This window comes from Microbacterium sp. AC215 (genome assembly GCF_979258645.1).
In genome coordinates, this window is record NZ_OZ409869.1 from 2,571,878 (window position 1) to 2,586,645 (window position 14,768).

A 14,768-nucleotide genomic window follows, 5' to 3' on the forward strand; every position below is an offset into this window, starting at 1 on the left:
AACAGTTAACAGGAGGTCACCGTGACACAGACCGTCAAGCGCGGAGAGTCCCTCGGCGCGCAGGTGGCGCAGGTCCTGCGTCAGCGCATCGTGCGCGGCGAGCTCTCGCCCGGCGCGCGCATCACCGAGGAGGCCCTCGCCGAGGAGTTCTCGGTGAGCAGGGGGCCGATCCGCGACGCCCTCACCCAGCTCAGCTTCGAGAAGCTCGTCGAAGTGCAGCGCCCTCGAGGCGTGTACATCACCGGGCTCTCGCAGGACGACGTGGATCAGCTCTACAGTCTGCGCGGCGCCCTCGAGCAGCTCGCGCTGTCGCGCGCCATGAGGGTGGAGGACGACGAGCGCTGGGCATCGATGGCGGCTGCGGTCGATCGCATGAGTCAGGCCGCAGACAGGGGCGATCACGCCGCCTTCGTCGCCGCCGACCTCGAGTTCCACTCCGAGATCTACGTCCTCGCCGACCACCCGCGTCTGCAGGGCGCGTGGAGTCAGTACCTGCCGACCTTCGCGTCGCTCCTCGAGGTGACCATCAATCACGACGACGACCTCCACGAGTCGTCCGACGACCACATGAAGCTCATGGAGGTGATGCGCTCCGGCAGCCCCGACGAGGCTGCGGCGGTGCTCACGGCCCACCTCGACGGCGCACGCGACCGGATGCTCAGCGAGCTCGCCGACCGACCCGCCTGACGGCGCCTGCGCGTCGGATCTCTGACGGTCTCCGACAGATCTCCGTCCGGATCAGGCGGGAGGCGTCAGGCGACGACGCAGCACCCAGGTGTTGCCGGTCGCATCGCCGCTGTGCTCGAAATCGTCGAGCACAGCGCTCGACAGGGCGAGGCCGCGTCCGCTCTCGCTGTCGACGCCGGGCATCGTGACCGCATCCCAGTCGATCCTGGCCGGATCGGCCGTGTCGACGAAGGTCGCGACGAGGTCGTCGGCGCCGACCTCGATGTCGACCTCGACGGTGATGCCGACATCCGGCTCGCCCTGCGCGTCAGCGTGCGTGGCGATGTTCGTCGACACCTCGCTGACCGCCAGTGCGAACAGCGTGCGGTCCTCGGGCGCCACATGCGGGGCGGACTCCCAGAGGGCGTCCAGGGCGTCGAGGACGTGCTCGACGAAGGCGGGGCCGGCGAGGCCCGCGACGTGCGCCCGGCGCTCCTCAACGCCCATCGAACGCCGTCTCGGGTGTCGGGTGGTCGAGCAGTACGCGGTCGAGATTCGTCAGGTGCAGCACCGTCCGCACCGCCTCGGGCACTGCCGCGATGCGCAGATCGCCGCCGGCGACCCTGGCGCTCTTCAGACCGCCGACGAGGGCTCCCAGCCCCGACGAATCGACGAACTGCAGGTCGGCCATGTCGATCACGATCCTCGACTCGCCTCCGGCCACGAGGTCGTTCACCGCCTTGCGGAGCAGCGGTGCTCCCGTCGCCGTGAGGCGTCCGGACAGGGAGATCACGGCGAAGCCGTCCCTGATGTCAGTGCTGAGATCCATGGTTCTCCTCCTCGAGGGTTCGGGCCGGTCCGCGGTAGCGGGCGGCTTGGATGATGACGCTGAGCACGACGAGGTCGTACAGCACCCACACCGTGTTGACCAGGGTGCCGGTGCCGTCGCCCGTTCCGATGACGACGCGGGTGATGCCGATCACGAGCGCCACGCTGAGCACGACCATCGCGGTCAGCTGCGGCCAGATCTCGCGCCACGGCACTCCTCGCGGATCCCGTCCGTCCTTGCGCGTCACGGCGAACGACAGGGGGCGGCCGAAGACCACGTTCGCGAACGCCGTCCAGCATGCGCGTATCCAGACCGGGAACAGCGCGAGCGAATACTGCTGCCCGCGCCAGGTTCTCAGCCCCTTGGCGACCACGAGGAACAGCAGCTGGTTGACGAGGAAGTAGGGCAGGAACCGCACGAAGAAGTCGACCGACCAGGCGGTCACGGGAAGCACGCCGAACACCAGGTAGACGACCGGCGCCGTGAGATAGATCACGGCGGCGAACCCCGAGAGATAGCTCCACATCGTGGCGAAGTACATCAGCCGCTGCCCGATCGACAGTCCGCGCTTCGCGAGCGGGTTGTCGCGCAGCATCACCTGCAGCGTGCCCTGTGCCCAGCGCAGGCGCTGCGTCAGCATCGTCCGCAGATCCTCGGGCGCGAGGCCCTTCGCCAGGATCTCGTGGTGGTAGACGCTGCGCCAGCCGAGCGAGTGCAGCTGCATCGCGGTGGCCATGTCCTCCGTGACCGAGATCGTGGCGAGCGGAAGGATCGGCTGCGCCTCGTCGCCGCGGTCGAGGCGGAGAGCGTCGAGCAGCGCTCGTACGGCGTCGAGAGCAGTGATCGGCGACAGATCCGACTGGGCGAGCGCCGTCAGGCCCGCCTCGTCGACGACGATCGCGTCGAGTTGCGCATCGTGGGCGATCGGCAGGGAGCCCAGCTCCGCGAGGTCGGATCTGATGCCGGCGAGATCCTTGGCGACCAGGATCACCGAGGCGTTGTGCACCGCAGCCAGCACCGCGTCGGCGACCTCGCGCACGGGCGCCCCGCCGGCGAGATCACGACGGCTCTGGCCGATCGTCACGTGCAGTGCGAAAAGCTCGCGACGGAGTTCGGGATCGGATGCCGAGCGCATCTCCTTCTCGACCAGGGTCTCGGAGGTGCGCAGCGCGCGAGCCGCGGTGTCCGTCACCTCGCGCACGTAGCCGATGATGCCGAGCTGCATCAGGGCGTCGCGACGGAGCACGGCGTTCGATCCGCAGAAGAACGCCGCGTTCCAGCCGTCCTTGCCCTGCTGGATCGGGCCGTAGAACAGCGGCGCCTGGCTGCCGAGCGGATCGGCCTCGTCGACGTTGACGAACCACTGCGGGGTCTGCACCACGGCGACCTCCGGGTCGTCGGCGAAGTACCCGAGCGTGCGGTGCAGGATCAGCGGATCGGGGATCTGATCCGCGTCGAGGATGAGGAGGAACTCCCCGTCGGTCTCGAAGAGCGCGCTGTTGAGGTTGCCCGCCTTCGCGTGACGGGGCTTGCCCATCCAGTCGTCGGAGCGGGTGAGGTAGCCGATGTCGGCGTCGCGGGCGGCCCGCTCGAGCTCGGGTCGGGCACCGTCGTCGAGGATCCAGGTGGTGTGCGGATAGGCGATCCCGCGCGCTGCTCGCGCGGTCGTCATCACGAGCTCGATCGGCTCGTTGTACGTCGCGATGAACACGTCGACCGTGCCCTGAGGCGGCGACACGGGAGCCGGCCGCTCTTTGGCCCGCCACATCGTGAGACAGAAGAGGAAGGTGTCGATCAGGCTGTAGGTCTCTGCGATCACCAGGGGCACGGCGATCCACCACGCCGACCAGTTCACCGATTCGAGCCAGCGCCACGCGACGTAGTTCACACCGAGCAGCACCGACAGCACCGCGATGATGCGGATCGCGGCGAAGCGGGCGGTCATGCGTCGCGCCGCACCACGACCACGGTGATGTCGTCGGTCGCTCGATCGTCCGAGATGAGCTGCAGCGCCTCGTTGATCGCCCCATCGGGACCGAGCGCGTCGAGCACGCGGGCCACGTGGGCGAACGGGTCATCGGCGTCGAGCACGTCGAGCAGGCCGTCGCTGCAGCACACGAAGGCGTCTCCGGGTTCGAGGCGCGTGCTCCGGGACTCCCGAGCATCCTGGTCCGGAAGGGCGGCGCCCATCCCCAGGGGGAGGCCGGTCGAGCGAAGGTGCTCCCACGAGCCGTCGGCTCGGAGGATGAACGCCAGGCTGTGCCCGGCGTCGATCACCTCGAGATCGCCGGTCTCGGGCTGCAGCTCGGCGTGGACCGCCGTCACGAACATCGTCGTCTCGGAGAGGTCCTCCTCGAGCAGCCGGTCGGCGTCGGCGACGGCCTCGGCGATGCTGCGCTCGGGAGCGGTGCGCAGTGAGGCGCGCACGCCCGCGGCGACGATGGCGGGACCCGTGCCCTTGCCCATCGCGTCGGCGAGGGTGATGCGCAGCGCGCCGCCGTGGAGGCGGAGGTCGTAGAAGTCACCCGCCAGGCGGCCACGCGAGGCGCCCCCGCCCGCGATCGTGTAGCCGGCGATGGTGGGGAGCGAGTGCGGTCGCAGCGCGCTCTGGATCAGAGTGGCCTGATCGAGCTCGGCGTCGGCCGCGAGCTCGGTCTGCACCCAGAAGGCGAGGTCGCGCAGCAGGTCGCGCTGCGCCTCCGAGAAGGTGTGCGGCTCGGTGTCGAGGACGCACAGCGTTCCCACCGGTTCGCCGCCGGGTGCGTGCAGCGGGTGCCCGGCGTAGAACCGGAGGTGCGGATCACCGACCACGAACGGATTCGCCGCGAAGTTCTCGGTCGCGCTGGCATCCTCGATCACCACCGTGCGGTCCTGGCCGACCGTGTAGTCGCAGAACGAATCCTGTCGGGGCGCCTCTCGCCCGCCGAGTCCGATCTCCGACTTGCGCCACTGGCGGTCGCCGTCCAGGAGCGAGACGCTCACCATCGGCATACCGAACATCTGCTGAGCCAGCCTGGCGACCCGATCCACTCGTTCATCCCGTGGTGTGTCCAGGATCCCGAGTTCCTCCAGTGCCTGCTGGCGTCTGCGTTCATCGAACATTGCTCCGCTCCCCTCGTAGCTGCTCTCATACTCGCACCTGCCGGGGCGCGGATGACAGGCGGTGGCGGAGAGTTGTATACCGGTATCAGTGTTGACTGTTAACAGTCAACACTGATACGGTCAGGGGGTCGACAACAAGGTCGACCCACGTAGAGGAGCAAAGATGCCCCGCAAGCGCATCACCCGGGCCGCCGCCGCTCTCGCGGCCGTCGCCGCCACCGCTCTCGTCCTGTCGGCCTGCACGAAGGTCGAAGAGGGTGAAGACGCGGAATCCGCCTTTCCCGAGAATGACATCCGTCTGATCATCCAGGCGAACCCGGGCGGTGGATCCGACCTGTCGTCGCGTGCCCTCGCGACCGAGCTCGAGGGCATCCTCGGCGTCAGCGTGATCCCCGAGAACATGCCGGGTGCGGCAGGGGCTCTCGCGATGGAGTACGTCGGATCGCAGGATCCGGACGGCTACGTCATCGGGTTCGCCCCGGTCGAGATCGCGATGCTCAACACCACGCAGAGCGCGAACGTGCTGCCCGAGGACTTCGACCTGCTGGGCCAGATCATGCTCGCCCCCGGTGTCGTCACGGTCGGCGCGAACAGCGGCATCGAGACTCTGGAAGACCTGGTCGCCCAGGCCGAGGCCGGCGCCGTGACCGTCGCCAACTCCGGCGCGGGTTCCATCTGGGAGGCCGCGACGATCGGCCTCGGCGACGCGACCGGCGCCGCGTTCACGCCGGTTCCCTACGACGGTGGAGCGACGGCGGTCGCCGCCGCCGCATCCGGTGAGACCGTCGCCGCCGTGTCCGGCCTGGGCGAGGCTCTCGCGCAGGGCGAGGCCGTGCGCATCCTCGCAGTCCTCAACGACGAGCGTCACCCCGACGCCGAGGACGTGCCGACAGCCGACGAGGCGATCGGCGAAGACGTGGTCTTCGGCGGCTGGGGCGGCATCTACGCCCCCAAGGGTCTGCCGGATGACGTGAAGAGCGAGCTCGAGGCCGCCGTCAAGGAGGCCGTCGAGTCCGACACCTACCAGCAGTTCCAGAAGGATGCCGGCAACCTCGTGGTCTACCGCGACTCGGCCGAGTGGACGACGTTCGTGAACGAGCAGTTCGACCTGTTCAAGGACCTCCTGGGCTGACCGGCTCCGACTGCGGGGTCGGCCGCACGCCGGCCCCGCGGTCCGTCGCCGCACGTCAGACCAGGGAAGGAGCACCATGTCCCACGCCGATGTCACTCCTGCGATCGAGCAGGACGCGCACCAGGGAGCACCGCCCTCGCGACCGCTCGAGATCGTCTTCGGCGCCGTCGCCCTGGCGTTCAGCGCCGGCTATCTCTTCCTGGCCACGCAGATCCCGCTGCGCCGAGAGGCACTGCCCGGACAGATCGACGCACGCTTCTGGCCCATGGTCCTCGCGGTCGCGGCGGTCGTCGTCTCGCTCGTGATCCTGGCTCTGGCGATCACCCGCCCCGCTCCCGGCCGCGAAGACCTCGACCGCATCCAGCCGGGCGGCGTGGTCCGCGTCATCGCCACCCTGCTGATCGCCGGGGCCTTCATCGCGGTGTGGTCGCTCGGATCCGTCATCCTCTTCGGCTACCGCATCGAGGTCTTCCCGATCGCCGCCGCCGTGCTGATGGCCGCTCTCATGCTCCTCTACGGGCACCGCCGGTGGCTGAGCCTGATCATCTACTCCGTCTCCGTCACCGCGTTCGTCTACGTGGTGTTCGGCATGCTCCTGAGGATCCCGCTGTGAACGCGCTCATGGAGGGGCTGAACTCGCTCCTCGACATCTCGATCCTGCTGTACATGCTCGTCGGGCTGCTGCTCGGCTTCATGGTCGGCGCCTTCCCCGGCATCACCGCGACCATGGCGGTCGCTCTCGCCGCAGGATTCACGCTCACGCTGGAGCCCGTGCAGGGCCTCGCGGTGCTGCTGACGATCTACGTCGCCGCGAACTTCGGCGACCGCGTGCCGTCGATCCTCATCAACACCCCCGGCACTCCCGCGTCGATCGCGACGACTCTCGACGGCTATCCGATGGCGAAGCAGGGGCGAGCCGGTCTCGCGCTGACGATCTCGGCGATAGTCTCGGCCGTCGGCATCCTCGCCTCCCTCGTGCTCTTCGCCGTCGCCGCCGTGCCGATCGCCAGCTTCGCCCGCGACTACTTCAAGTCGCCCGAGCTGTTCGCGCTCGTCGTCTTCGGCATCGCGATCATGATCGGGATCTCGTCGAAGTCGATGCTCAAGGGCATCCTCGCGGGTCTCTTCGGCCTCATGCTCGGCACCGTCGGAACGTATGCCGCCACGGCGGACCAGCGATTCACCTTCGGAGTGCTCGAGCTGGTCGAGGGCGTCAACTTCATCGCGGTGATCATCGGACTCTTCGGCATCGCCGAGCTCTTCGACCAGCTGCTCACGTATCGCAAGTCGCACGTGCGCCCGATCTCGAGCCTCGGCCGCTGGTGGCCGAATCGCGCCGAGCTGAAGCAGAGCGGTCGAGCCACCGCGGTCGGCGGCGCCGTCGGTCTCGGGGTCGGGCTCATCCCGGCAGCCGGTGGCGACATCGCCGGTCTGATCGGATGGGAACGAGCCCGCAAGGCATCGAAGCACCCCGAGATGTTCGGCAAGGGCTCGATCGAGGGCGTCGCGGCGTCCGACACCGCGTCCAGCGCCACGCTCGGCGGCTCCCTCACGACCACGATGGCCCTCGGCATTCCCGGCGACTCGGTGATGGCGGTGATGATCGGGTCGATGATCATCTGGGGCATCACCCCCGGACCCACGCTGTTCACCAATCGCCCCGACCTCGTCGTCTCGATCGTGGGCATCATGCTCGTCGCGACCCTGCTCTCCCTCGGGCTGAGCCTCGTGCGCATGAAGGGCATGGTGAAGCTGCTCGATGTGCCGCAGCCCTACCTGTGGAGCGGCATCCTGATCTTCTGCATCATCGGCACGTACGCCACGTCGAACAGCCTGTCGACCGTCGTCACGATGCTCGTGTTCGGTGTCATCGGAGTGCTGCTCAAGCGGATGCAGGTGCCGGCCGGGCCGATCGTGCTCGGCCTGCTGCTCGGCCCCCTGGCCGAGGAGAACCTGGCTCGCACGCTGGCGATCCTGCCCACGCGGCCGTTCTTCGAGGTCGTCAGTCCGATCGCGATCGTGCTGCTCGCGCTCGCCGTGCTCTCGATCGTCATGCCGGCGATCCGCGCGGCCCGCACACCCCGTGCCGAGCGCGGCTCACTCGAGGACTCGATCCTCGATGCCGAGAGCCGGGAGCAGATCGAGAAGGCGCACGGCGAGCTCGCCGCCGACCCCGACCTGCTCACGTCGACCGTCCGCAGCGTCCCGGCCGCCACGAGGCGCCCGCGCAAGACCCGTAAGAACTCCAAGGAGAACGAGAAGTGACCCGCTACGACATCCTCACCGCCGTGCCCACAGCCTTCCACAGCGACGGCGCACTCGACCTCGAGGGATCGCGAGCGATCTTCCGCTTCGTCGCCGAATCGGGCAACGAGGGCGCCTTCGTCCTCGGCACCACGGGCGAGTTCCCTGCCGTCGACGCGACCGAGTTCGCGGCGATCGTCGAGGCCGCGCTGGCCGAGCTGAAGGACCGCATGCGCGTCGTCGTGCACGTCGGCCAGCCGAGCACCTTCGAGGCGCTGCGTCTCGTCGAGATCGCGAAGGGGCTGGGTGCGACCGAATTCGCCGCCCTCACCCCTTACTACCTCAAGGCCACGGACGAGTCGATCTTCGAGTACTACGAGGCGCTGTCGAGCGCGATCGGCGACGGTCGTCTCTACGTCTACATCTATCCCGCGCGCAGCGGGAATCCGGTGTCGGTCGAGCTGCTGACGCGGCTTGCCGCGCTGCCGAACATCGTGGGCGCGAAGATCAGCGAGCTGTCGCTCGACGACATCGCCGCCTACAGGGCCGCGGTGCCCGCTGATTTCGACCTCTACACCGGCGCCGACCGCGACCTGATCGCGGCCGTGCAGGTGGGTGCCCAGGGTGTCGTCTCGGGCGTCTCCTCGGTCACCCCGAAGCCCTTCCGTGCCCTGGCCGACGCCGGCCGTTCCGGCGATGCCGACGCCATCGCGGTCGCGCAGGCCGCGGTCGACGATGTCGTGTCGCTCATCGGCGGCGACATGGCGCGGATGAAAGAGGCCTACCGCGTGCTCGATGTGGTCGACACGCACTGCCGCATGGCGATCGCCGAGCCGACGGACGAGGAGCGTCGCGCCGTCGCGCAGGTGGTGGCGGCGCACAGCTAGCCGCTCGCATCTCGCGCCGCGTGGGGCGGGCCGGCTCACAGCCGGTCGGGGCAGGATGGACCCATGTCCGACTCCCCGTATGAATCCCGGCCATGGCTCGACTCCTACGCGGACGGTGTGCCCGCCGAGATCGACGCTCCGACGCAGACGCTGCCGGAGATGATGTCGGCGAGCATCGCCGCTTTCGCTCGTCGACCGGCGCTCGAGTTCTTCGGTGCGGTCACGACCTACCGCGAGCTCGGCGACCAGATCGCACGCGCTGCCGAGGGGCTGAGGCGCCTGGGCGTGCACAAGGGCGACCGGGTCGCCCTCGTCCTGCCGAACTGCCCGCAGCACGTCGTGGCGTTCTACGCGGCGCTGCGCCTGGGAGCGATCGTCGTCGAGCACAACCCGCTCTACACGGCGAGGGAGCTGCGGCACCAGTTCGAGGATCACGGAGCGAAGGTCGCGATCGTCTGGGACAAGACGGTCGACACGATCGCCGATTTCCCCTCCGATCTGCGAGTCGAGCACATCGTGAGCGTCGACCTCACCGAGGCGATGCCCGCCGCTCAACGGATGCTGCTGCGCCTGCCCATCCCGAAGGCGCGCGCGGCGCGCGCGAAGCTGACGGCCACCCCGCGGACACGGCGAGCAGTGGCCTGGAGGAAGCTGGTCGACCATCGGCCGCTCTCGCGCAAGGTCGCCGGCCCGACGCTCGACGACACCGCCCTGCTGCAGTACACGAGCGGAACCACGGGCACGCCCAAAGGCGCGATCCTCACTCACGCGAACCTGCGCGCCAACGCGATGCAGGGCCAGGCATGGGTGCCCGGTCTGGTCGACGGCGAGGAGACGTTCTACGGCGTGCTGCCGCTGTTCCACGCCTACGGCATGACGCTGTGCCTGACCTTCGCGATGAGCATCGGCGCGAAGCTGGTGCTCTTCCCGACGTTCGACCTCGGCCTGGTCACGAAGGCGGCCCGCACCAGTCCGCCCACGTTCCTGCCCGCGGTCCCGCCGATCTATGACCAGCTCGCCCGAGCCGCATCGCGGGGGACCATCGACCTCTCGACCGTCCGATTCGCCATCTCCGGGGCGATGAGCCTTCCCGTCGCGACAGTGCAGCGGTGGGAGGAGGCCACCGGCGGTCTGCTCGTCGAGGGCTATGGCATGACCGAGAGCTCGCCCGTCGCGCTCGGCAACCCGATGGGCAGGAGCAGGCGCCCTGGCACGGTCGGAGTGCCCTTCCCGAGCACCGAGATCCGCGTCGTCGACCCCGCCGACACCGACGTCGACCTGCCCGTCGGCGAACGAGGCGAGCTGCTCATCCGCGGCCCGCAGGTCTTCCAGGGGTACTGGCGCCGTCCCGGCGACACCGCCGATGTCCTGCTGTCTGACGGATGGCTGCGCACAGGCGACATCGCCGAGGTCTCGGTCGACGGCTTCGTCACGATCGTCGACCGCCTCAAGGAGCTCATCATCACGGGCGGCTTCAACGTGTCGCCCAGTGAGGTCGAGGACGCGCTCGAAGCGCACCCGGACGTGGTCGCGGCCGCGGTCGTCGGCCTTCCGCGGTCGAGCGGGGGAGAGGAGATCGCCGCTGCGGTCGTGCTCTGCGAGGGAGCTGTGCTCGACACCGGTGCGCTGCGCGAGTTCTGCCGCACGCGGCTGACGCCCTACAAGGTGCCCAAGCGCATCACGGTCGTCGACGAGCTGCCCCGCTCGCTCATCGGAAAGGTCCTGCGCAGGCAGGTGCGGGATCGGATGCTGGCCGACTGACGCGCCGGCGCAGACGAACTCTCCGTGGCGACCTGAAACCGGTTACAGTGTGCCGATGGCCACGATCTACGATGTCGCTCGACTCGCGCAGGTCTCGCCCGCCACCGTCTCGCGGGTGTTCAACGGCACCAGCGTCTCCGCCGCGAAGGTCGAGGCGGTGCGCCGGGCCGCCGAGCAGCTGCGTTTCACGCCCAACCGCACGGCTCGCAATCTGCGGCGGCAGAGGTCCGAGGTCATCGGGCTGGTGATCCCTGACATCGAGAACCCCTACTTCACCGAGATGGCCAGAGGCGTCGAGGACGTCGCGTCCGAGGCCGGATACTCGGTCGTGCTCTGCAACTCCGACTCGCAGCCCGAGAAGGAGACGACCTACCTCCAGATCGCGGTCTCCGAGCACATGTCGGGCGTGATCATCGCCCCCGCGTCCGAACGCACGAGGCTCGACGGCATCCTCGACACGGGGCGCCCCGTCGTCGCCGTCGATCGGCATACGGTCTACGACGTCGACGGTGTGGTCATGGCCAATCGCGAGGCCGGGGCATCGGCCACCGAAGCGCTGCTCGCCGCCGGATTCCGGAGGGTCGCGTACATCGGCGGTCCGGAGGGGATCGACACGGCCGCAGAGCGCGCTGCCGGCTGGCGGTCTGCGCTCGCGGCGCGCGCCCCCGAGGTCGATGCCGATGAGCTGCTGCGCTTCGCGACCTTCCGCGTCGACGGAGGCAGGGGCGCCATGGAAGAGCTGCTCACGCTCCCGGATCCGCCGGACGCGGTGGTGGCGGGCAACAACCTGATCGGCGTCGGTGCGATCCAGGTGCTGACGGAGCACGGCCTGACCCCGCCGCGGGTCGGCGTGGCGGTGATCGGCTCGCTGCCGTTCACCACCCTCTCGCCCACAGCGGTGACCGTCGTGCGCCTCCCGGCACGCGAGATGGGAGTCCGGGCGGCGCGGATGCTGCTCGAGCGCATCGGTGGGGCCGGTGGTCCGTCGCGCACCGTGGTGCTGCCGGCCGAGGTCCAGCCCGCCCGCGCGGGCGCGACCGCCACGCACTGACGCAGACGACGCTCGGTCCTACTGCTTGCGTGCTGAAACCGATTTCACGTACAGTTGCAGGACACGTGCGATCAAGGAGGACGCGAGTCATGACCTATACCCTGCCGACGACGGCATCCCGACCGGTGTCCGCGCCGAAGACCGCGTACCTGATCGCCTCCGGCGACCTGCGCGAAGCCGCGAACACGGGCGGCTGGCCCGTGCAGGTCGAACTCGAAGCGGGCGTCACCGGCGTCTTCGAACAGCTCGGCTGGAGCGTCGTCCGAGCCAACGACGTCGATCCCGAGACCGGCCACGGCTTCATCTCGAGCCAGCGCATGGGCCTCGAGGTCTTCAAGAACATCCCGACGGATGCTCCGCTGATCGTCGCCGAGGCCGTGTGGCAGTACTCGCACCACGTGCTCGCAGGACTGCGCACCCACGAGGGGCCGATCCTCACGGTCGCGAACTTCGCCGGGGACTGGCCCGGCCTGGTCGGACTCCTCGGCCTCAACGCCGGCCTCACCAAGATGGGCAAGCCCTATTCCACGATCTGGTCGGTCGACTTCACCGACGACTGGTTCACGAGCGGCATCAGGGAGTGGACGGAGACCGGGTCGATCACCCATGACGCCTCGCATGTGCGTCCTCTGCCCGAGCTGCCGGACAGCCCCGAGAAGCAGCTGGGTGAGGCGCTCGCCGCCGAGCTGCGCGCCGAGAAGGCCATCATCGGCGTCTTCGACGAGGGCTGCATGGGCATGTACAACGCGATCTTCGACGACGAGCTGCTCAACCAGACGGGCATCTACAAGGAGCGCCTCTCGCAGTCCGCGCTGTACGCCGAGATGCTCGAGGTCGGCGAGGATGAGGCGGATGCCGCCTACGACTGGCTGATCGACGCCGGCATGACCTTCCGCTACGGCGAGGATGCCGCCACCGAGCTGACCCGTGAGCAGGTGCAGTGGCAGCTGAAGATGTATATCGCCGCACTCCGCATCGCCGACGATTTCGGGCTCGACGCTGTCGGCATCCAGTACCAGCAGGGCCTGAAGGACCTCGTCCCTGCATCGGACCTCGCCGAGGGCATCCTGAATTCGACCGAGCGCCCTCCCGTCACCTCTCGCGACGGTTCGCGCGTGCTGCACGACGGCCGGGCCTTCCCGCACTTCAACGAGGCTGACGAAGGGGTGGCGGTCGACGCCCTCGTCACCGACCGCGTCTGGCGCGCCATGGGTCTGGTGCCCGACAACACCCTGCACGACGTGCGCTGGGGCGAGGACTTCGACGGAGAGTTCGTCTGGGTCTACGAGATCTCGGGCTCGGTGCCCGCCTCGCATCTCGGCGGATGGCAGAACGCCGAGGGCTGGCGACAGGGTCACGTCTTCTTCCCTGCGGGCGGCGCCACGATCAACGGCGTCTCGAAGCCGGGCGAGATCGTGCTGTCGCGCGTGTTCATCGCCGACGGCATCCTGCAGGCCGACATCTTCCGCGCCTCCGTGGTGGAGCTGCCTGCGGAGGAGACGCAGCGACGCAAGGATGCCACGAACCCGGAGTGGCCGATCGCGCACGTCGTGCTGCACGGCATCTCGCGCGACCAGTTCATGGCCCGCCACAAGGCCAACCACGCGCAGCTCGTCTATGCGCCCGACGCCGAGACGGCCGACAAGGCATTGATCGCGAAGGCCGCGATGTTCGCGGGCATGGGCATCCAGGTCAATCTCGTCGGAGATGTGACCATCTGAGCGGAGGGATCCAGGCGGTCGAGAAGGGGCGGATGCTGCGGCATCCGCCCCTTCTTCTCTGCCTTCCCGTCACATCACTTAAGCGCTATAGTCGGCGAGAGGTCGCGACGGCGCGACCGGATTCGACAACGACGCCGAAGGAGACGATCAGTCATGAGCCAGAACGTCAGGAATCACCGGTTCCGAAAGGGCATCGCCGGTCTCGGAGTGCTCGCCACCGCTGCTGCCGGCATGCTCGCCGGAACCACGGGTGCCGCCGCCGACACGACCGAGCCGGTCGACCCGCAGCTCGCCGTGTACGTCGAGGTGAACTCGAACGATTTAGCCAACGTCGCCGACTACACCCTTGCCGAGTCCGGAGACGCCGCCATCGACATGGCCATGATCTTCGCCGCCAACATCAACTACGACGGCGAGAAGGCGTACCTGCACTTCAACGAGCGGGTCACCGAGACGCTCGACGACGCCGAGACGCAGATCCGTCCGGTGCAGGAGAACGGCACCAAGGTGCTGCTCTCGGTGCTCGGCAACCATCAGGGTGCGGGATTCGCGAACTTCACCTCCTATACGCAGGCGGATGCGTTCGCCGCGCAGCTCGCCGACGCCGTGACGACCTATGGTCTCGACGGCATCGACTTCGACGACGAGTGGACCGAATACGGGGCGAACGGCACCCCGCAGCCCAACCCGCAGTCGTTCGGATGGCTGGCCACGGCGCTGCGCGACCGTCTCGGACCCGACAAGATCATCAGTCTGTATGCGATCGGTCCGAGCTACACGACGACCGACTTCACGCTGTTCGACGCGGCCGGCGTGCTCGACTACGCCTGGAACCCGTACTACCCGACCTATGACGCGCCCACCGTTCCGGGGCTGGAGGACCGCACCCGACTCGGGGCAGCGGCGATCGACCTCTCGAACACGAGCGCCGCGACGGCGGAGGACTTCGCGACCCGCACGGTCGCCGACGGCTACGGCGTCTATGTCGCCTACAACCTCACCGCGACCGATCAGTCGGCCTATCTCTCGGGCATCACCGAGGCGCTGAAGGGCGAGGCGACGGAGTACCGGGCGGCGCCTCGCGACACCACCTCGCCGACCGTCACGATCAAGGACGGCGCGCGATTCACCAAGGTCGAGACCGACGGCAGCTACCAGCGCGTGAGCTACAAGCTCTTCGACGAAGGCAAGATCGACCGGCTCTCCGTGAACGGGGTCGTCAAGGACCTCTCGGACAACGCGTGGAGCGACCTGAACTTCGTGAAGCCCGGTGTCTTCGGTGCGGTCGTGGGGGAGAACACGCTGCAGGTGGTCGACGTCGCCGGCAACGTCACCGAGCTCTCGTTCGTCCTGTCGAAGTGACGACCCGCGCTCG

General features: G+C 68.6%; 13 protein-coding genes. 9 read left to right on the forward strand and 4 right to left on the reverse strand.

Features of this window, described 5'->3' with window-relative positions; translation table 11 throughout:
* Nucleotides 1–21 precede the first annotated feature (21 nt).
* The gene (locus ACZZZF_RS12560; protein ID WP_053098059.1) at nucleotides 22–687 is read left to right on the forward strand and encodes a GntR family transcriptional regulator; all 666 of its coding nucleotides are present in this window, start codon (nucleotides 22–24) and stop codon (nucleotides 685–687) included.
* Nucleotides 688–738: 51 nt separating this feature from the next.
* On the opposite strand, the gene ACZZZF_RS12565 is transcribed toward ACZZZF_RS12560, so the two are convergent.
* Genes ACZZZF_RS12565 through ACZZZF_RS12580 form a run of 4 tightly spaced genes read right to left on the reverse strand, consistent with a single transcriptional unit; the run spans nucleotide 739 to nucleotide 4,597 of the window.
* Nucleotides 739–1,173 (reverse strand): ATP-binding protein, encoded by a 435-nt coding sequence (locus ACZZZF_RS12565; protein WP_053098058.1) that lies wholly within the window; start codon nucleotides 1,171–1,173, stop codon nucleotides 739–741.
* On the reverse strand, nucleotides 1,163–1,495 hold the full coding sequence (locus ACZZZF_RS12570; protein WP_053098057.1) for an STAS domain-containing protein: 333 nt from the start codon (nucleotides 1,493–1,495) through the stop codon (nucleotides 1,163–1,165). The genes ACZZZF_RS12565 and ACZZZF_RS12570 overlap by 11 nt, the downstream gene beginning before the upstream one ends.
* Entirely contained in the window at nucleotides 1,479–3,440 is a 1,962-nt protein-coding gene (locus ACZZZF_RS12575; RefSeq protein WP_053098056.1) for a glycosyltransferase family 2 protein, read from the reverse strand. The genes ACZZZF_RS12570 and ACZZZF_RS12575 overlap by 17 nt, the downstream gene beginning before the upstream one ends.
* Nucleotides 3,437–4,597: a PP2C family protein-serine/threonine phosphatase gene (locus ACZZZF_RS12580; protein ID WP_072592050.1), complete on the reverse strand. Its 1,161-nt coding sequence runs from the start codon at nucleotides 4,595–4,597 to the stop codon at nucleotides 3,437–3,439. The genes ACZZZF_RS12575 and ACZZZF_RS12580 overlap by 4 nt, the downstream gene beginning before the upstream one ends.
* Nucleotides 4,598–4,760: 163 nt before the next feature.
* Here ACZZZF_RS12580 and ACZZZF_RS12585 point away from each other — a divergent pair, with 163 nt between their 5' ends.
* The 8 genes from ACZZZF_RS12585 to ACZZZF_RS12620 all read left to right on the forward strand — a co-directional run bounded on the left by ACZZZF_RS12585 (nucleotide 4,761) and on the right by ACZZZF_RS12620 (nucleotide 14,755).
* On the forward strand, nucleotides 4,761–5,729 hold the full coding sequence (locus tag ACZZZF_RS12585; RefSeq protein ID WP_053098055.1) for a tripartite tricarboxylate transporter substrate binding protein: 969 nt from the start codon (nucleotides 4,761–4,763) through the stop codon (nucleotides 5,727–5,729).
* 76 nt (nucleotides 5,730–5,805) lie between these two features.
* Nucleotides 5,806–6,342 (forward strand): tripartite tricarboxylate transporter TctB family protein, encoded by a 537-nt coding sequence (locus tag ACZZZF_RS12590; protein ID WP_053098054.1) that lies wholly within the window; start codon nucleotides 5,806–5,808, stop codon nucleotides 6,340–6,342.
* Nucleotides 6,339–7,994 carry a tripartite tricarboxylate transporter permease gene (locus tag ACZZZF_RS12595; protein WP_053098053.1) on the forward strand — a complete coding sequence of 552 codons (1,656 nt, stop codon included), beginning with the start codon at nucleotides 6,339–6,341 and terminating at the stop codon, nucleotides 7,992–7,994. Before ACZZZF_RS12590 ends, ACZZZF_RS12595 begins: the two co-directional genes overlap by 4 nt.
* The gene (locus ACZZZF_RS12600; RefSeq protein WP_320489038.1) at nucleotides 7,991–8,860 is read left to right on the forward strand and encodes a dihydrodipicolinate synthase family protein; all 870 of its coding nucleotides are present in this window, start codon (nucleotides 7,991–7,993) and stop codon (nucleotides 8,858–8,860) included. The genes ACZZZF_RS12595 and ACZZZF_RS12600 overlap by 4 nt, the downstream gene beginning before the upstream one ends.
* A gap of 63 nt (nucleotides 8,861–8,923) precedes the next feature.
* Nucleotides 8,924–10,621: a long-chain-fatty-acid--CoA ligase gene (locus ACZZZF_RS12605; RefSeq protein ID WP_463498594.1), complete on the forward strand. Its 1,698-nt coding sequence runs from the start codon at nucleotides 8,924–8,926 to the stop codon at nucleotides 10,619–10,621.
* A 55-nt stretch (nucleotides 10,622–10,676) separates the two neighbouring features.
* Complete coding sequence (locus ACZZZF_RS12610) at nucleotides 10,677–11,672, forward strand: LacI family DNA-binding transcriptional regulator (protein ID WP_463498597.1); 996 nt, start codon at nucleotides 10,677–10,679, stop codon at nucleotides 11,670–11,672.
* A gap of 89 nt (nucleotides 11,673–11,761) precedes the next feature.
* Nucleotides 11,762–13,393, forward strand: a complete 1,632-nt coding sequence (locus tag ACZZZF_RS12615) for a fucose isomerase (protein ID WP_053098049.1) — start codon at nucleotides 11,762–11,764, stop codon at nucleotides 13,391–13,393.
* A 153-nt stretch (nucleotides 13,394–13,546) separates the two neighbouring features.
* Nucleotides 13,547–14,755 (forward strand): endo-beta-N-acetylglucosaminidase H, encoded by a 1,209-nt coding sequence (locus tag ACZZZF_RS12620; protein WP_463498600.1) that lies wholly within the window; start codon nucleotides 13,547–13,549, stop codon nucleotides 14,753–14,755.
* Nucleotides 14,756–14,768: the final 13 nt, after the last annotated feature.